Origin of the sequence: Corynebacterium sp. HMSC068G04 (genome assembly GCF_001814885.1) — a bacterium.
GTDB lineage: Bacteria > Actinomycetota > Actinomycetes > Mycobacteriales > Mycobacteriaceae > Corynebacterium > Corynebacterium hiratae.
Genome location: NZ_KV818301.1, coordinates 13137 through 29711, shown reverse-complemented (window position 1 = coordinate 29711; position 16575 = coordinate 13137). Strand labels below are relative to the sequence as shown.

The 16575-nt window shown below is 59.1% G+C and carries 17 protein-coding genes; 8 read left to right on the top strand and 9 right to left on the bottom strand.

The window, feature by feature from the left end:
* Positions 1–542: 542 nt before the first annotated feature.
* Positions 543–932: a hypothetical protein gene (locus HMPREF2993_RS13375; protein WP_141758247.1), complete on the bottom strand. Its 390-nt coding sequence runs from the start codon at positions 930–932 to the stop codon at positions 543–545.
* Between the two features lie 56 nt (positions 933–988).
* Between HMPREF2993_RS13375 and HMPREF2993_RS13000 the strand changes: the two genes are divergently transcribed.
* Together HMPREF2993_RS13000 and HMPREF2993_RS03470 are read left to right on the top strand one after the other, a co-directional pair.
* Positions 989–2215, top strand: a complete 1227-nt coding sequence (locus HMPREF2993_RS13000; RefSeq protein WP_232751656.1) for a site-specific integrase — start codon at positions 989–991, stop codon at positions 2213–2215.
* Between the two features lie 253 nt (positions 2216–2468).
* On the top strand, positions 2469–3299 hold the full coding sequence (locus tag HMPREF2993_RS03470) for an aspartate dehydrogenase domain-containing protein (RefSeq protein ID WP_070701024.1): 831 nt from the start codon (positions 2469–2471) through the stop codon (positions 3297–3299).
* A 110-nt stretch (positions 3300–3409) separates the two neighbouring features.
* Here HMPREF2993_RS03470 and HMPREF2993_RS03465 read toward each other — a convergent pair whose 3' ends face one another.
* The gene (locus HMPREF2993_RS03465) at positions 3410–5386 is read right to left on the bottom strand and encodes a vWA domain-containing protein (RefSeq protein WP_246822332.1); all 1977 of its coding nucleotides are present in this window, start codon (positions 5384–5386) and stop codon (positions 3410–3412) included.
* A 103-nt stretch (positions 5387–5489) separates the two neighbouring features.
* On the opposite strand from HMPREF2993_RS03465, the gene HMPREF2993_RS03460 reads away from it, so the two are divergent.
* Complete coding sequence (locus tag HMPREF2993_RS03460; RefSeq protein WP_070701022.1) at positions 5490–6452, top strand: YwqG family protein; 963 nt, start codon at positions 5490–5492, stop codon at positions 6450–6452.
* A 17-nt stretch (positions 6453–6469) separates the two neighbouring features.
* Here HMPREF2993_RS03460 and HMPREF2993_RS03455 read toward each other — a convergent pair whose 3' ends face one another.
* Entirely contained in the window at positions 6470–6916 is a 447-nt protein-coding gene (locus HMPREF2993_RS03455; RefSeq protein WP_070701020.1) for a DUF1990 family protein, read from the bottom strand.
* 59 nt (positions 6917–6975) lie between these two features.
* On the opposite strand from HMPREF2993_RS03455, the gene HMPREF2993_RS03450 reads away from it, so the two are divergent.
* Positions 6976–8181, top strand: coding sequence for a DUF418 domain-containing protein (locus HMPREF2993_RS03450; protein ID WP_070701018.1), 1206 nt, complete (start codon positions 6976–6978; stop codon positions 8179–8181).
* Between the two features lie 7 nt (positions 8182–8188).
* Here the strand turns inward: HMPREF2993_RS03450 and HMPREF2993_RS03445 are convergent, their stop codons facing one another.
* The 4 genes from HMPREF2993_RS03445 to HMPREF2993_RS03430 all read right to left on the bottom strand — a co-directional run bounded on the left by HMPREF2993_RS03445 (position 8189) and on the right by HMPREF2993_RS03430 (position 10483).
* A complete protein-coding gene (locus tag HMPREF2993_RS03445) occupies positions 8189–8497 on the bottom strand; it encodes a hypothetical protein (protein ID WP_070701016.1) in 309 nt (102 codons plus the stop codon).
* A gap of 94 nt (positions 8498–8591) precedes the next feature.
* Positions 8592–9158: a hypothetical protein gene (locus HMPREF2993_RS03440; RefSeq protein WP_070701014.1), complete on the bottom strand. Its 567-nt coding sequence runs from the start codon at positions 9156–9158 to the stop codon at positions 8592–8594.
* Positions 9159–9342: 184 nt separating this feature from the next.
* Complete coding sequence (locus HMPREF2993_RS03435) at positions 9343–10029, bottom strand: DUF4232 domain-containing protein (RefSeq protein ID WP_070701012.1); 687 nt, start codon at positions 10027–10029, stop codon at positions 9343–9345.
* Positions 10030–10054: 25 nt separating this feature from the next.
* A complete protein-coding gene (locus tag HMPREF2993_RS03430) occupies positions 10055–10483 on the bottom strand; it encodes an NUDIX hydrolase (RefSeq protein WP_070701010.1) in 429 nt (142 codons plus the stop codon).
* A 186-nt stretch (positions 10484–10669) separates the two neighbouring features.
* On the opposite strand from HMPREF2993_RS03430, the gene HMPREF2993_RS03425 reads away from it, so the two are divergent.
* Positions 10670–11872, top strand: coding sequence for a S1 family peptidase (locus HMPREF2993_RS03425; protein WP_070701008.1), 1203 nt, complete (start codon positions 10670–10672; stop codon positions 11870–11872).
* 262 nt (positions 11873–12134) lie between these two features.
* Here HMPREF2993_RS03425 and hisN read toward each other — a convergent pair whose 3' ends face one another.
* Positions 12135–12908, bottom strand: coding sequence for a histidinol-phosphatase (gene hisN / locus HMPREF2993_RS03420; protein WP_070701006.1), 774 nt, complete (start codon positions 12906–12908; stop codon positions 12135–12137).
* Positions 12901–13728 (bottom strand): inositol monophosphatase family protein, encoded by an 828-nt coding sequence (locus HMPREF2993_RS03415; protein WP_070701004.1) that lies wholly within the window; start codon positions 13726–13728, stop codon positions 12901–12903. The genes hisN and HMPREF2993_RS03415 overlap by 8 nt, the downstream gene beginning before the upstream one ends.
* Positions 13729–13797: 69 nt before the next feature.
* On the opposite strand from HMPREF2993_RS03415, the gene prfB reads away from it, so the two are divergent.
* The 3 genes from prfB to ftsX are packed head-to-tail and all read left to right on the top strand — an operon-like array spanning position 13798 to position 16530.
* Complete coding sequence (gene prfB, locus HMPREF2993_RS03410; RefSeq protein ID WP_070701001.1) at positions 13798–14904, top strand: peptide chain release factor 2; 1107 nt, start codon at positions 13798–13800, stop codon at positions 14902–14904.
* 33 nt (positions 14905–14937) lie between these two features.
* The gene (ftsE, locus tag HMPREF2993_RS03405; protein WP_070700999.1) at positions 14938–15627 is read left to right on the top strand and encodes a cell division ATP-binding protein FtsE; all 690 of its coding nucleotides are present in this window, start codon (positions 14938–14940) and stop codon (positions 15625–15627) included.
* Positions 15628–16530 carry a permease-like cell division protein FtsX gene (ftsX, locus tag HMPREF2993_RS03400; RefSeq protein ID WP_070700997.1) on the top strand — a complete coding sequence of 301 codons (903 nt, stop codon included), beginning with the start codon at positions 15628–15630 and terminating at the stop codon, positions 16528–16530. It abuts the gene before it with no gap.
* Positions 16531–16575: the final 45 nt, after the last annotated feature.

The window sequence follows — 16575 nt, the reverse complement described above, 5'->3', positions numbered from 1 at the left end:
TGAGTGACGTGGCTTGCGTATGGCAGATGTCGAAACGGGGAGGCAGGGAAATAAAGGGGATAAGGGGTAGGATTCAGCGCCTGCCGTGTAGAAATTCCAAAAAACACCTTAGTTGGTAAATACCAATGAATGTGTTTTTTCATTTTCCCTAGAGTTAGGGTGAAATAAGCCCCAGTATCCCCCCGGACCTCCTAGTTCCATGACGGGCATTATGGTTCCGAGGCGCCCCTGGTGGCACAGGTCATGCATTGGCGCTCACTATGGGTGTTGATGTGGGCAAGACGTCTTTCTTCGTCTAGACGCTCGTCAAAGGGTGAGAAATAGTGAAACGTAATGCATGTCCGCTGATCAAGCTATGCTTTCGCGTTTCGTAAATTACTTCTTTTCGCTATACATATCTCGCTGCCCCGCGTCCTCGTTCGGCTGTCGTGTGTACTTCGTGGTTTCAATGTTAGGGCCTCCACTGCTGCGTGTAACGGGTTTTGCCTCTTGGGCGGTGTGGCGGAACACTGCTAATCGACGACTGTGAACCCTTTCGACCGTTATGACCATTTGAGCAGGGGTGGAAACCATTCATCAACGGGGAGATTGGTCTTATAGGACGAGGCCCAGTGGAAGCCTGCATAGGCAGTGGGTGCCAATTCAGGTTTAAGGCCTGGCGCAGGCAGCCTTCCGTAGGCAAGCACGCGTAGGCGATCCGTGAGCTTCTTCTTCAGTGCTTTTAGTCCACGTCTGGCCGAGGCAAGCGCTCTATCGCCATGTGCGGTCTTAATTTGAGTAGTCAACTCTTCGAGGCGAGCGTTGATGCTCTTGAGGTCGCGTGCGAGCGCTGCGAGCTCAGCTTCAAGTTCTTCCTGAGTGGTTGCGCCATCATCGAGCCGGAGTTGTACGAGTTTGGGGGCGTCCCAGGGGGCTGGGCGTTGGGTGTTCATGTTTACCAGGCTACCAACATTCGAACCATTACAAAAGTGGTGCTATAGTCTTGTGTATGGTAAAGAGGCAACAAGCATCACGCGCACCACTACAGCCGGGCGAAGATACTGTTGAGCGAGTCCTGGACACGCTCTCACGAGGGCCGTTCGACGCGTTTGTCACCGTCAAGACTTGGGAAGGGCGCTCCAAACGCATTCACATCCGCGCGAAGACGAAAGGTGAATTTCGAACCAAGGCTCGAGAAAAGATCGATGTTGTCCTCAATACGTCAGCGAGTAGCTGGACGAAGGCGCAACGCCTTACGACCTTTATGGATGAGGTGAGTGAACCAGCGGTTAAAGCCGCGCGCCTGAGATTGAACACGAGAAAGCGCTATGAACTAGCCTTATCACAGCTACGCCGCCATCTTGATGGACTCACGATCGGCCACGCCGTGAGATTTAGGACTCTTGAAAAGGCGTTGCAGGACATCGGCCGAGATCATGGCGCTGAGTCTGCGCGACAGGCACGCACAGTGTTAAGTAAGTACGTCTTGGACCAGCTGATTCGCGAAGGCCTTGTTGAGCACAATCCTCTGAGAGGTATCTCCATTGACCTCGGAGATACCCGCAAAGGCAGTAAGCCTGCACAGTCGCACGCGCTTACCGATGCTCAATATGACGCGGTAGTTGATCATCTCATAGAGCGCGATACCACTGGGCCGATACCTCCGGGGACGGATAGACGGCATACCTCCATTAAGAAGCACGAAATCACAGTGGCGCTGGCCGTGCTGCAAGCGGGCACAGGCCTGCGCATTAGCGAAGCGCTCGCGCTCACCCGAGAGGACGTGACGGTCGCGCAGGGCTCGCTGGCAGTAACAGTGCGTCCTGAGAAGTCCAAGACCCACCGGGGGCGTACCGTGCCGATGCTTGATGCGCGGTGCGAGAGATTCTGGCGAGAGCGAATCGAAACAATTGGTCCCGGTGATCCACTTATTCCTGCACCGGGGGATGCACACTCGCATTGGCGGACAGATAATGCCGTCAAAGCATGCGCGGCGCTCTATAAAGATATTGGCGTCCAACTTGAAGACGGGGCTGTTTCTTCGATGAGGTCTCACGCTTGGCGTACGGTACTGAATAACCGCGCAATCGCTCGCGGTGTTCCTGCTGAGATCCGCAGTGCTTTCTTTGGTCACACCGAGGCGATGAACGCCCGAAACTACACGGACCTTACCGACGTTTCGGCCATGCAGTCGGCACTTGAGGGTGGTGCACTAGATGGTGCACTAGGGTCATGATTCTGGATGATTCTAAATGATTCTGAATGATCGAAAAAGCGCCTAAACTGCACGGTAAGAATCGAATAACACCTGTTAGGCTCGAATATAATCCTATAACCCAGAGGTCGTAGGTTCGAATCCTGCCCCCGCTACCAACTTCCAGAACCCCATCAGTCAACATGGCTGGTGGGGTTCTTTTTCATTTTCCCTGGTAGGAGCTAAAGGGATAGAGTGGGCTCACACATAAACCGCAAGGTAATGGAGGATTGCCATGTCTGCTTCGGCTCCACGAGTGTTACTCCTTGGTTTCGGCGCCATCGGGCGTCAATTGGTGACACTTTTTGATCCATCGGAATTCGAAGTCAGTGCATTTGTTCGCGATGCTGCCCCGCACCGAGAACGCGGCGCCTTGGGAGTATCGCTTCACAATGACAACCTTCTAGAGCTCATCGATGCCCACGATATTGTGGTTGAATGCGCGGGCGTTGCGGCGGCGAAAGAACATGGACCGGCAGTGATTGCCCGCGGCAAGGATTTGGTGTTGACCTCGGTAGGTGCTTTGGCCGATCCTGATGCGCGCCAGGTGCTGCTGTCTGGACCAGGGAAAGTGCATGTTACCTCCGGTGCGATCGGCGGCTTCGATTTGTGGGCAGCATTGGCAGAGTCGAATGCCGTGGATACCGTAAAGATTCGAACGACCAAGAATGCGGAGTCTCTCATTCAAAGCTGGATGAATGATGACGAGCGCGCTCAATTAGAAAACGCAACAGAACCGTTTGTACTTTTCAGCGGCAAGCCTAGTGACGCGATTGCAAAATTTCCCGGCAACGTCAATGTTTCCGTCGCTCTTGCTTGGGCAACTCGCGGAAGAGGCTCCAGTGATGACGAGTTGCTTGCGCGATCACTTGAGCGCGTCTCGGTCGAACTGGTTGCTTCCCCGAATCTGATTAAAACACGCCATGACATCGAGGTATCAGGCTCCGCCGGCGCTTTCTCTCTGGTTAGCGAATCTTCACCGCATCCCGTGAACCCCAAAACCTCCGCGATTACGGCCTTGTCGGTTGCACACACTTTGAGACAGGCGGTGGGCTCGCTTCAGTAGCGGAGGACTCTGCTGTGAAGGGTGGAGGACTACGTCACGACAGTCACCGTAAATAAGCCCCGAAATCTTGAGGCACTATTTACCGTGAATGACGTTCTTCGGGAGCGTGGCTAGCGGTTAAGGCTCCTGATGACAACAACCAGAGCGATGATGAGGCCGATGAGGACTAGGAATCCGAGTCCTGCCAACAGGAAGGGGAATCCGGAGAAGAGTGAGGAGTCATCGTCTTCTTGCGCGCGGTTCTCCGTGTCTTCTTTAGCGTCTTTTTCCGCTGGTGCAGAGGGCTTCTCAGCCTCAAGTTTGACTGGTGCGAAGGTCGGCTCCGGAACGGGATCCCCCACGGCGTCCGCAACGAGGTCATAGGTCAGCACGGGAAGCTGCGTGTTTTCGTCGATTTCTTGGTCGGTGAGGAGCTTCTCGTAGTTGACGGCGATGTATTGCTCGCCGCCCTGCCATACCTTTTCAATTCCTAGACCTCCCGCACCATCGTTGTGTGAGCCTCCATAGCGGTTGGCAAAGAGGATCGGTGCTGGGTAACTGAAATCGATTGTGCCGTCTTTAATTACGACGGCGCGGGAACCCTCCAGATCAATTTTTGCGCGTGCTTCGTTGTAGCCGGTAAGAACGAGGGAGTCACCCGGCCCATTGTTGTCAAAGTCATCGGCCTCTTCGACCATGGAGACCGTGCCGGCAACCTGTTGCCCGTGTTCGGCAGAGTTGCGATAAAAGTGGGTTTCGCCAGGCACAATCTGTGCGCGTACCGGCTGCTGTGGGGTGAGCTCAGCAGCGTCGGTGAACCACGTTCCGGGAGTAACCTCAGTGGCGCCACCGGAAGCCGTGACGTGGCCGGGTTCGGTCTTTTCCTCGGCCGGATCTGGTTGGCCCTCCATGTCCGGCTCGCCAAAGCGGGTGATGGTCACTTCCACCCCCAATTCTTCGTCCTGCTTCCAGTCACCATTTCTTTCGATGGCGAAGGCAAGCTCATCGGAGTTGCAGCCCTCTTCACCGCCTTGGGTGCTATACAAGGTTGCTGTTTGGTATTGGTTCGGGCCGAGGTCATTAGCGGTAGCGGTGTCGAGCTTGCAGGATAGCTCGGCTGAATCAATACCTAAGTGGAATGATCCACCTTTTCGGAAGTTGTTGATGCTTGGTGTTTGCGTCGTGTTGGCACTAATCACCACGTGCTCGCCTTCAGCAATGGGGGTGGTGAAGTAGGTGGTGGATTCAGCGGAGTGCCCTTTACCTTCCGTCGGTGGAAGGGTGGTGGAAAAGGCCTCCACGTCACGGCCTACCTTGGCCGGGGAACCTTCGGTTTCGCCGCCTTCGATCTCCTCTAAGTCTGACTCGTAGGCGTTGAAGGTGCGCGGTGCTGCGCGGTTGAGTTCCTTGGCCAAACTATCGGCGTCGGAGGCGTCGGCGTAGGTCCCGCCGGTGGCGTCGGCAATGCACTGCAGTTCCTGCTGTGCCTCGGGCTCAACGTTGAAGCCGACGGTGTTGATGACTAGGTCGATGCCCTGTTCTTTCAGCTCTTTCGCCACATCACACACGGGTGGCGGGGTGCAGGTGGCAACGCCATCGGAGACCAAGATGATGCTGCGCTGGCCTTCCTTTGGTAGCTCAGCGGCGGCCTTGCGGAGGGACTCGCCGATGGGGGTGAAACCACGTGGCTGCAAGCCATCCATATGGGCGATCATTTTCTCAGAGTTACCGGCCTCGGGTGGTGTTACTACGGTGATGTCCTGGCAACCGGCCGCCTCATCTTCGGGGGCTTCGCCGGTGTTGCCACCATAGGTGACAAGCCCCAGAGGGGCGTCATCCCCGGCTTCGGTGATGAAGGTGCGGGCAGCCTCCTTGGCGGCATCAATGCGGGTCTGCCCGCCGGCATCGTTGGTGATCATCGAGCCGGAGGAATCGAAGACCACCATGGTTGGAGCCATGTTGCTCGAAGAGGAACTGGAGGCATTCGTCTCTTCTTCAGCAGCGGCTACTGGGAGGAGACCTGATGCAACGGCAAGAGCGGTTGTTCCAAGAACAGCGATCAACGCCGTTAACAGGGGCGTTAGAGAGAAGCGTGACGTGTTATCCATGTGAGCCAAGCTACATTGAACGCCTGCGTGCCGCTTGCATTCGAAAAGGCGGTGGGGAATAACCCCCGAGCTACCTGCATGATTCTTTTTTAAAATCGCCCCCATGACAGCAGAAGATGACTTTTATGCCCTGAAGTATTCCTTCGACAGTGTCCCCACGCGCCCGATCATCGACTTTGAGGAAAGCTCCCGCCCAGATTCGCCTACCACCTCCAAGCTGTGCGGAACCCCGTACCTGCCAGAGCACGCGCCGTACCCCGAGTACGACGACGAGCCCATGTTCTTCATTGCCCAGTTCAACTTCGCTGAGTTTGAACCGCTTCCCGGTTTCCCTACCTCCGGCCTCCTTCAGCTTTTCGTACCCGGTGAGTACGGATGGGGAATGGAACTTTGTAACAAGTATGTGGCGACAGGTGAACGCACTTCCACGCCCTTCGCTCGATACCTCGAAGATCTTTCCGCCCCACACGTAGGCGAGGTGCCGGAGGAAGTAGAGGATTCAGGAGAGCACCCAGCGGAGGAACCGCTGGAGGCTACGACTATCGACGGGAAGCTGAGCGAGCTGAGCGTTATCGAAAACGCGCACGAGTTCGGCCGCACCGCCTTCTGGAACAATGATCTCCGTGCCCTCCTGCGGCGCGGCGAGGACCTGGTGGATGTTCACACATACGGCTGGGACATTATCACGCGGCGCGTTATCGACGGGGAAACCACAATCGAGGCGACCAAGCTCCCCGGCGATACCAAGGACGGCCAGAAGGAAATGTTCGATGAGATTGTGGCCCGCGTTGAAGCCGAGGGGTTCAGCGTTGATCCCACCGCTGAGGAATCAGAGGAGCGCGTAAACCTCGAGGACGGGCAGTGCGAGGTTCGCCTCGGCGGCTACGCCACCTACTGGAACCCCAGCAAGCTGCCTATCGGCGATGAGCACATCACACTCGCGACGGTGGATAATGGTGGCACCTTCGAATGGGGTGATGGAGGAATCGGAAACTTCTACATCCACCCGGAGGATCTCGCTGCGCGTAACTTCGACAAGGTTCTCTTCGACTGGGACTGCGGTTAAAGCGGCTGCTATCCCTATCACTCATCCAGCGCCCGCAGGTAAAACCACCAGATCAGTGCGCGCCGGGGAATATCGAGCAGCGGGCGCAGGAAGGTGAGGCGGGCGGGCTGGGAGGAGGCGTCGACAAGCAGCAGCGTGCGCCCATCCCGCAGGCGCTCCAGCGTAAAGGTTTCCTCGCCGCGCTCGATATGGCCGGGTAGGGTGCCGTAGGTAAAACCGCAGCGTCCCTCCTCGTGGAACACATCCACCACTCGGCAGCGAAACTCCCACGGCCCCAACCCGAGGCCGACCTCCGCGCCTTCTTCCACCGTGGCGTGGCTCGGGCGAACCCGAAAAAGACCGCTGCGCTGCAGGCCCCAGCGGAACAGTTTGTCTGCGGCAATATCGAAATCGGCGTCTATGACACGGGACATGTGTAGCTGCGGGAACCCTTCGGCGGAGGAATAGGACAGTGGCTCAGGCATGGGGCTTAGCCTAGTCAAACGGCCCTTAGATGATGCTTGAGAAGAGTAAAATAGGGTGTATGCAGGAGAAACAGCAACGCCTTATCGTTCCAGACTTAGCGCGTGGCACGGCGCTGTTGGGGATTGCCATGGCGAATGCTGTGCAGAGCTGGATTGTGAACGAGTGGTCCTTGGGACCTAGCTCTTCCCTGGGTGGTGTGCGCCCCGGCAGCACTTTAGACATTTTCTCCGCGGTATTTACGGCCATGTTTGTACGTGTGCGAGGTCTGCCGATGTTCTGCATGCTGTTGGGATTCGGCATTGGTCTCATTGCTGCTAGTTTGCAGCGTAAGGGCTACACCATTAAAGAATCGCGGCGCGTACTCATCCGCCGCTACGGGCTGCTGGCGGTCTTTGGTCTGGCACATGGCTTCGTGCTTTTCGACGGGGACATCATGCTGGTCTATGGCCTCATGGGCATCGCTCTGGCGTGGTGTTTTACGCTCTCGACGCGCACTCTGCGGCGCATTGCCTACTGGTTCTTTGGCGGCTATGCGGCTTTCGCCGGTTCGGGTGCATTGGGAGCCTATTTTGGTTACTTCAATCCTCTGCCCAGTTCGCGGCCGATGACCAGGGAGCTTGTCACCTTCGGTGATTTCTTCGCCCGCAACGTGCGCGGTGAGATCGCTGCTTTGGGACAGATCCCCTTGATGTTTGTTGGGCTGACCGGTGTTTTCCTCATCGGGTACATCTGGGCGCGGGAGGGTGTGCTGGCCAGCGTTTCTGCGCACCGCCGCACCCTAGTCACCTGGGTTGTCATCGCAGGCGTGGTCATCGTCTTTGTGGGTCTTCCGTGGGGGCTTGCGGCCGCTGGCGTTGTGTCAATCGAATTGGAACCGGTGTTCTTCATGCTGAACCAAGCTTTCGGTTTTCTTACTGGGCCGGGCATTCTGGCTGTACTGGCACTGCTCACAGAGAACCTCAACAACCGTGTTCCCGGGTGGGCCTATGCTTTTGTAGCGCTGGGCAAGCGTTCAATGTCGGGCTACATTGCGCAGTCGATATTATTCATTGTCCTGGTTACCCCGGCTGGCTTCGGTCTGGGAGCGGATGCTTCGGTGAGTGGCAAGCTCGGAATCGGTCTGTTGGTCTTTGTCCTGACGCTGCTTCTTGCCGCTTTGCTTGAGGCTTGGGGCAAACCCGGCCCATTCGAGTGGGCGCATCGCCGGCTGGCATACGGTCCAACGGGCCGCATAGAGCCTAAATCAGCAGGTACACCGGCCTGACGATGGTTTAAGCGGCTGATTCCTCATGCAAGAGCCAGCCGCAGAGCTCCTTTTGGGCGCGGTCGACGCCTCCGGAGTAGCTTTCCTCGAGCTCCAGCTTGACGTTATCAAAAATGCGCTCTGAGATGAGCTCCGCGCGTTCTCTGCTCAGCTTCCCCCGCAGCTCATCGAGGGGCACCTTGAGCTCCGTATATGGGCTCGGCCGGAAGTACCATGACCGCATGTCGTCGGAATAGACGACGATAATCGTCTTCGTCATGTGCGATTCCAGCACTACGTTCCCAAAGACCAGCGATGTCAGCTTCTTGGATTCCATGGCCGCGATTGTAGGCTGTCGTCGATGATTTAGCTGCTGAGACAAAAGAGAAGACCCAGAACCAAACCGTTCTGGGTCATCGGGAAACTAGTGATTAGCGGTGGAGGCGTGCGTTAAAGATGGCAAGGCCGGGACCGTGAATAGGCTCCACCTCAACAATTACCTTGTCCAGCCCGCTGACGTTGATGGGGCCAGAGTTTACTACCTGACCGGGCCTAACAACGTAAGACTTCGCGTATTCTGCGCGGTTCTTGCCGAGGTAGACCTTCACGATGGCGGAGTCGTTGCCCTCCCTGCGCTTGATGTTGTCATCCCAAGCAAGGCTAAAGGTCAGGGTGTTGTACTTGCCATTCAGATCGCCTCGTCCGACGTACGCTTCACTGTCCGATGTGGTGCGGGTACGGACCATGGTGTCGGTGATGGTTTGACCATTGACCGAAATGCTGTTGACGTAGTCCATATTCAGCAGGTACTGGCTCGAGTTTGGCTGAACAAGGTTCTCACTTGTCACTGATGGGCGCGGAGCCGGTTGGGTCGTGCTGCCGGGGCCAGGGTGCGAGCTGCCAGCACCGTTAACGGCACCGGTGATGAGGGCGATGATGGTGATAATGGCACCAATAATCTGCGGCAGGGTTTGCTCAAGCCTGTAAAGATGAATCATGAGAGCTCCTTGAGAGAGAAGAGAATTGCCCGTATGTGGCAAATTTATAATGCCTCCTGTGTGATTGCTGTGCAATAACTTGGGGGATCAACTTTAAAGTTTGTTACGTGAGGGGCGTGAGTTTCATGATTTGCGGCCAGTTACATTGAAAGGTCTATTTTCGAATCCCCCCCGGGGGTGGGCTTTAGGCGGCGAAGACCGGCTGGATTGAGAGGTAATTCGCATCGCCCGCGCAGCCTTCGAGGCCTTCGACGCGAATGAAAGCGCTGGCGGTTTCGCCGGGTGGGTACACGCGCAAGCCGTCGGCTGTCTGGGGCTGGCAGGAAGCGGGATCGAGGACCCCAACGTTGGTCATCTTGAGGCCCGCGCGGGCCGACTGGCCGGGCTGAAGCGTGACGGTTGTTGCTTCCTTGCCGGTTTCGCGCACAGCGGCGGCGCCAAGCTGGGTGCCGTCATCGTTGGTGACGGCGGAAACACCGGGGAAGCCGTGCAAAGTGCAGGGTTCGGAAGACGTATTGGTGAAGGTGATATCCGCCAAATGCGAACCGGCAGCGCCTTGCTCATCGGCTAAGCCGATATCGAGCTGGGCCGTTGCGCAGGATTCGTTGCCAGCTGCGGCCGGGTCGGTGTTCTGAGTGGATTCAGCGTCGTCGCCTGCCACAAGTTGGGAGTCCTCTGGGGCCGGAGCATCGGCCTCGGGCGATTGCGGAGCCGCGGGTGCTGGAGCCCCGGATTCGGCGTCGGCGGTCTGGGTGGTTGTAGGGGAGACGTCGGAAAGCGTGGCGTCGGTGCTGTCATCGGTGGCGCAGCCGGCCAGCGCAAGGGCAAGAGAACCGGCGGCGAGAACGGGGAGTAGTCGCTGCGTAGTCATGGGGTGGAGTCTAAGGCTTGGGAGGCTAGAGTTCCTGCAAGGCGGGGAATACCCTCTCCTTGAGTAACGGGGCGACATCGACGTCCGGGGCAGCGGGATCGACCCACGCTAGCTCGGCGATCTCCTTGTCGGGGTGTGCAACAGAGATTTCTTCTTCGTAGACATAGACGTGTGCATGGATGGTTTGTGGGGCGTCGTTGGCGGCCGGGGAGACATAGGTGGCAAGCCGACGCAGCTTGGACATATCGACCACCGCGCGTATGGCTTCGTGGGCGATGAGCTGGGCCGCGCGGGCGGGATTGATCATGTCATCGATGGAGCCGAAAGGCAGGACGAATTCTGGGGTGGAGGTGATGCGGAGGACTAGCACGCGGCCGTGGGTATCACGTAGGACAACGGCGACAATTTCCTCAATGTCTGCAGCGGGTGAAGGAGAATTGGAGGTCTCAGACATGCCTCCATAGTAGGGCCGCGCCGGGGCGGGGAGGCGGTGAAAGAAGAGAGGGGGCACCCGAAAACTGTCAGTAATGTAACGGGTTGGACACAGTCTCACACGTTAGAAACGGCCGCTTCGATGCGCGTGCCATCATGGGTAGGTCTTATAGACCAATACGAGAAGAAGTGAAAGAGGAATTGCTCAATGCGAAAAATTCCGCACCTTAAGAAAGTCCTCGTGGGCTCGGCTTTCGCAGGTGCGTTCTTCCTGGGTAACCCAGCGGCGGGTGCCCAGGAGCTCCCCACCATCCCGGAAATCGATTCGGCCGGTTTTGTTGACCAGGTGCGCGCGGACTTGAAGTCCGTTGGTATTGAGACCAAGCCTGTGGACGCAGCGCTGACCGACGCCGTCGACACCGCCGTCAACGGTGCCGCCGCAGCGGCTTCGAAGGATGTGAACCAGGCGGTCGAAGGAGCCGTGAACTCTCCTGCGGTGCAGCGCGTCGCGGAGCAGGCGAACCTGCAGACGCAACTGCCGGCCCCGTCCGAGCAGCAGGATTATGCCGGCGCTGATGCCATCACGGGTGAACCGCTGACGAACCCGACTCCCATCGGGTTGCTGGAGGAGGCCACGCAGCCGGAGTTCGTGCCCCAGGGCACTGATCCGAACTACGTGTGGAAGAACGACCTGTTCTCCAAGATTGCGGCCGGTAAACCGCACGCGGACTATGTTCTGCACCGGGTACCCGGCTCCTTCTACGATGCACCCCAGATTCCCGAGGAATCTAATGTTGCGATGACTGAAGGAAAATCGCTGTATGGCCCGGGTACCCCGCTGTACATCCGTGAGGACACCATGTGTACCTTGACGGCTGCTGGCATGGATGCTGAAGGTCGCAAGGTCGGTATTACCGCCGGTCACTGCGGCAACGTGGGTGATCCGGTGTCGTCGGCGGACTCCTGGCAGGTAGGTCCCACGGGCACCGTGGTGTCCAAGAACGCGCAGCTGGACTACTCGCTCATCGAGTTCGGCTCCCAGGCAGAGGTGACCCGCAGCTACAACGGTGTGACCGCGTACGGGATTGGTGGGGCCACCCAGCCGGGTGACATCACCTGCAAGCGCGGCGTGGCTACCGGCCGCACCTGTGGCATGACCTTCCAGCACAGCCAGAAAATCACCATCAACCAGGTGTGCGCCATGGTTGGAGATTCCGGTGCGCCGGTCTTCCACAATGGCCGCATTGTCGGATCGGTATCCCGCGGTCTGATTCCGGGGCTGCCGTCCTGCCGCACCCCGTGGCAGGGTGCACTGCACAACCCGACGGTCGTGTCCAACACCGATGCCATCATCGCGGACCTGAACCGCCGCGAGGGCGTGGGTTCCGGATTCACGATTCCGGAGAACTAGTTACTACTGAAGAAGGGGCCCTGCGGGCCCCTTCTTGTATTCGCGGTACGTTTTCGTAAATAAGGCGGAAAACTTGGGTTCTGAAGGGGCTTGTTTGCGAAAACGGTCACGGAGCCGCGGGCGCACGGCTGGAAATGTACGTTTCTAACAAATAAGGCCCCAGATCATTAAAGATCTGGGGCCTTATTTGATCGAAGCGTCGCTTGGGCCCGTCCGGGGCCGCGGGTCTGGGCGCGACGCTGGGGTGCGGCGCCGCACGGCGCTAGGAGAGGGCGCTGAGGGCGGCGTCGTGAAGCTTGCCGTTGGAGGCCAGAGCCGAGCCGCCGTGGGGGCCGTCTTCGCCGCGGACGTTGGTGAAGCGGCCGCCTGCCTCGGTCACGAGGAGCGCCGGGGCCGCTAGGTCCCAGAGGGAGACCTCGGGCTCGGCGGCGATATCGACGGCGCCTTCGGCCACGAGGCAGTAGTTCCAGAAGTCGCCGTAGCCGCGCAGGCGCCAGACCTTGTCCGTGAATGAGATGAAAGCATCGCGGTTCGGCTGCCACCCAGACAAGGAGCTCATGGACAGGGAGGCATCCTCCAGTTTGGAGACCTCGGAAACGCGCAGGCGCTTCGGTTCGCCACCGAAGACGCGGTAGGCGCCGCCGCCCTTGGCCGCGTACCAGCGGCGGCGAAGGGCGGGGGCGGAGACGACGGAGACGACCGGCTCGCCGTCTTCCAACAGCGCGATGAGGGTGGCCCAGACGGGGACGCCGCGCACGAAATTCTTCGTGCCGTCGATAGGGTCGATAACCCACTGGCGGCCCTCGAAGCAGGCCTCGCCACCAAACTCTTCACCCAGCACCTCATCGCGCGGGCGGGAGCGCTTGAGCGCCTCACGGATGGCCTTTTCGCATGCCAGGTCCGCGTCAGAGACCGGGGTCATGTCCGGCTTTTCCTTGACGGACAGGTCTGCAGCCTCAAAACGGTGCATCGTAATGGCGTCCGCATGGCCGGCCATCTCCAAGGCCAAGCCGAGGTCCTCTTTATACTTACCCACGGAGCCATTCCTCCATCTGATCAACTACCTGTTTATTACCCGCGATACACCATTCCACACCGCCGGCCTCAACCTTGCGCGCCGCGCCGCCCGCGGCCAGTACTAGCGCCTGACCTGGATACCAATCCCAATCCTTGACTGAGTGCTGCATCCAGGCACCCCACGTGCCATCCGCCACGCAGGAGAGATCCACGGAGCCCGCACCCAGCATGCGCACGGTGGCAAAGTGCGGTGCCACCTTCTCCCAGGCAGCAGCGATTTTCGGGTCGGTCATGGACGTAGGGTGCAGGTACGTCGACAAGCACAGCTTGTCGGCGGGGCTGTCGGTGAGCTTGGTGACGTCCTTGCCGTCCAAGCTGGTGGGGAAGTCACGGCCTCCGAACCAGGTATAACCCATAGCGGGGCGGTGGACGGCGCCGAGGATGACCCCTTCAGCGTCGACAAGCGCGAGCGCAGAGCACCAATAATCGGAGCCCGAGGCGAAGTTGTAGGTGCCGTCGACAGGGTCGATGACCCACGTGCGGCCGGACTTCGATTCGTGGTTGGCACCCTCTTCGCCCACGATGCCGTCCTCTCCGTGCAGGGCTTCGAGCACACCGGCGACGAAACGCTCGGCGGCGAAGTCGGCGTCGGTGACGACATCAGAGACGGAGGTCTTTTGCTCTATGTCTACTCCTTGCTCGCGCAGGCGCCAGGCCAGGCGGCCGGCGTTATAAACAAGCGCCTGGGCAAGATGGGCGTCGGTATCGTCCGCGTGGGCAACGATGAAGGTCTTGATGATGGCATCGATCATCTCGGTGAGGCTTGGCTGGTCACTCATGCCGCCTATTGTCGCGCTAAACGCGGCCGATGGCTAATCAGAGAGAAAGAATAAGTAGAGTAGGGGGCTATGCGTCCGGAACAAACAGCACGACTTGAGGAACTCAGCGCCACCTTGACCTCCATTGAAAAGGTGATGGACCCGGAGGCGGTGTCCGAGCGCGTGCGCGAACTCGAGGCCCAAGCGGGGGACCCGTCGCTGTGGGACGACCCCGACCATGCTCAGAAGGTGACCTCGGAGCTGTCGGCGCAGCAGGCAAAGCTGCGCAAGTTACAGTCCCTGCGCGGGCGGATTGAGGATCTGCCGGTGATGGCGGAGCTGGCGGAAGAAGAAGGCGATGAGGCCTCCCAGGAACTCGTCGACACAGAGTTGAAGGAGCTTGGCGCCGCCATCGAATCGCTCGAGGTGACCACCATGCTCTCTGGCGAGTATGACCAGCGCGAAGCGGTGATTAACATCCGCTCCGGTGCCGGTGGTGTGGATGCCGCGGACTGGGCGGAGATGCTCATGCGCATGTACACGCGCTGGGCGGAAAAGCACGGCCACAAAGTCGATGTCTACGACATTTCCTATGCCGAGGAGGCCGGCATCAAGTCTGCCACCTTCGTGGTGCATGGCGAATACATGTATGGCCAGCTCTCCGTGGAGCAGGGCGCGCACCGCCTCGTGCGCATCTCGCCTTTTGATAACCAAGCCCGCCGCCAGACCTCCTTCGCAGAGGTCGAGGTGCTGCCGGTGGTGGAGCAGACCGACTCCATCGAGGTACCAGACTCGGAGGTGCGCGTGGATGTCTACCGCTCTTCGGGCCCCGGTGGTCAGTCGGTGAACACGACGGATTCGGCGGTGCGCCTGACACACATCCCGACCGGCATCGTGGTGACCTGTCAGAATGAGAAGTCCCAGATCCAGAACAAGGCCTCTGCCATGCGCGTGCTGCAGGCGAAGCTGCTGGAGCGCAAGCGCCAGGAGGAGCGCGCGGAGCTCGATGCACTGGGCGCGGGTGGCAATGCCTCCTGGGGCAACCAGATGCGTTCCTATGTGCTGCACCCGTACCAGATGGTCAAGGATCTGCGCACTAACTATGAGGTAGGAGACCCTTCCAAGGTATTGGATGGGGATATCGATGGCTTCCTGGAAACCGGGATCCGGTGGCGCATGGCGCAGCAGGAGCCCTAGGCCCGAGTAACAAATGTTGCTAATGTGGCTTAAGTGATCACTTTCGAGAATGTGTCCAAGGTCTATTCGACCTCCACTAGGCCCGCGCTGGACAAGGTGTCCTTTGAGATCGAAGACGGAGAATTCGTCTTCCTCATCGGCCCCTCCGGCTCCGGTAAGTCAACCTTCCTCCAGCTCATGGTGCGCGAGACCAATGTCAGCTCGGGGGATATTTATTTCGGGGACTTCCACGTCAACACGCTGAAGGGCCGCGAGGTCAACCGCTTGCGTCAGTCCATCGGCTACGTTTTCCAGGACTTTCGCCTGCTGCCCAAGCTGAACGTTTATGACAACGTGGCCTTTGCCTTGGAGGTCATCGGCAAACGCAAGGCGCGGATTGCCAAGCAGGTCCCCGAGGTCCTCGACATGGTCGGCCTCGGTGCCAAGCAGCACCGCATGCCGCATGAGCTCTCCGGCGGCGAGCAGCAGCGCGTGGCGATTGCGCGGGCCTTTGTCAACCGTCCCAAGCTGCTGCTTGCCGACGAACCCACGGGTAACCTCGATCCCTCCACCGCCGCGGAAATCATGTCTCTGCTCACCAAGATCAACCGGCGCGGGACGACGGTCGTGATGTCGACGCACAATGCGCGCGCGGTGAACGAGGCCCGCCAGCGCGTCATTGAGCTGCACAACGGCACGCTGGTGCGCGATGAGAAGAACGCGATGTATGGGGAGGCGGTCTAGGTGAATCTGGGCTTTGTTTTTAGAGAGGCCTTCAAGGGGCTCGGGCGCAATATCACCATGACCATCGCCATGGTGATCACCACGGCCATTTCGGTGGCCTTGGTGGTGGCCGGCGTCCTGGTCACGCAGATGACCAACGAAACCAAGGATATCTACCTCGAGCGCGTCGAGGTCATGGTCCAGCTCAACGAGGATATTTCTGCCAATGATCCGGAGTGTAAGGACTCCGCCTGCGCTGGGCTGAAGAAGAAGCTGGAAGCGGATGAAGATATCGAGTCCGTGAGCTACCGCAGCCGCGAAGATTCTTATGAGCGCTTCGTGGAACTGTTTAAGGAAACCGACCCGGTCATGGTTGAGGAAACCTCCCCTGACGCGCTGCCGGCGGCCTTCCATGTGCGGCTGAAGGACCCGACGGATACTGCGCCTATCGACGCCATCGCGTCCGACCCCGCCGTCAGCGACATCATCGATCAGCAGGAGGAGGTGCGCAGCGCCGCCGGCAACCTCGACGCCATCCGGAATGCCACCTTCGTCCTGGCAGCGGTCATGGCGCTGGCCGCCATCATGCTGATTGCGAACATGGTGCAGATCGCCGCCTATCAGCGCCAGCGAGAGACCGCGATCATGCGCATGGTCGGTGCCTCGCGGTGGATTACCCACGCGCCCTTCATCATGGAGGCGGTCCTTGGTTCCCTCGGCGGTGTCATCCTCGCCGGGGTCGGTGTCATCGTGGGAAAGAACACGGTGATCGATCCGGCACTGAAGGACTTGTACCACAATCAGCTTCTGGCCCCGGTGACCGCAGGCGACGTGTGGACGGCTCTGCCTATCGTGGGGCTCGTGGCAATCCTGTGCGCTGCACTGACCGCACAGGTGACCATGCGCGCCTATGTGCGGACATAGCCCAACAGGCCTGTTGTGGGTTGTGCCTGGCAGTAGCGTAATATA

What these genes read in the sequence shown, in the direction of transcription:
- HMPREF2993_RS13375 (WP_141758247.1), bottom strand. Translation starts at nt 932, where the DNA reads ATGAACACCCAACGCCCAGCCCCCTGGGACGCCCCCAAACTCGTACAA.
- HMPREF2993_RS13000 (WP_232751656.1), top strand. Translation starts at nt 989, where the DNA reads ATGGTAAAGAGGCAACAAGCATCACGCGCACCACTACAGCCGGGCGAA.
- HMPREF2993_RS03470 (WP_070701024.1), top strand. Translation starts at nt 2,469, where the DNA reads ATGTCTGCTTCGGCTCCACGAGTGTTACTCCTTGGTTTCGGCGCCATC.
- HMPREF2993_RS03465 (WP_246822332.1), bottom strand. Translation starts at nt 5,386, where the DNA reads ATGGATAACACGTCACGCTTCTCTCTAACGCCCCTGTTAACGGCGTTG.
- HMPREF2993_RS03460 (WP_070701022.1), top strand. Translation starts at nt 5,490, where the DNA reads ATGACAGCAGAAGATGACTTTTATGCCCTGAAGTATTCCTTCGACAGT.
- HMPREF2993_RS03455 (WP_070701020.1), bottom strand. Translation starts at nt 6,916, where the DNA reads ATGCCTGAGCCACTGTCCTATTCCTCCGCCGAAGGGTTCCCGCAGCTA.
- HMPREF2993_RS03450 (WP_070701018.1), top strand. Translation starts at nt 6,976, where the DNA reads ATGCAGGAGAAACAGCAACGCCTTATCGTTCCAGACTTAGCGCGTGGC.
- HMPREF2993_RS03445 (WP_070701016.1), bottom strand. Translation starts at nt 8,497, where the DNA reads ATGGAATCCAAGAAGCTGACATCGCTGGTCTTTGGGAACGTAGTGCTG.
- HMPREF2993_RS03440 (WP_070701014.1), bottom strand. Translation starts at nt 9,158, where the DNA reads ATGATTCATCTTTACAGGCTTGAGCAAACCCTGCCGCAGATTATTGGT.
- HMPREF2993_RS03435 (WP_070701012.1), bottom strand. Translation starts at nt 10,029, where the DNA reads ATGACTACGCAGCGACTACTCCCCGTTCTCGCCGCCGGTTCTCTTGCC.
- HMPREF2993_RS03430 (WP_070701010.1), bottom strand. Translation starts at nt 10,483, where the DNA reads ATGTCTGAGACCTCCAATTCTCCTTCACCCGCTGCAGACATTGAGGAA.
- HMPREF2993_RS03425 (WP_070701008.1), top strand. Translation starts at nt 10,670, where the DNA reads ATGCGAAAAATTCCGCACCTTAAGAAAGTCCTCGTGGGCTCGGCTTTC.
- HMPREF2993_RS03415 (WP_070701004.1), bottom strand. Translation starts at nt 13,728, where the DNA reads ATGAGTGACCAGCCAAGCCTCACCGAGATGATCGATGCCATCATCAAG.
- prfB (WP_070701001.1), top strand. Translation starts at nt 13,798, where the DNA reads ATGCGTCCGGAACAAACAGCACGACTTGAGGAACTCAGCGCCACCTTG.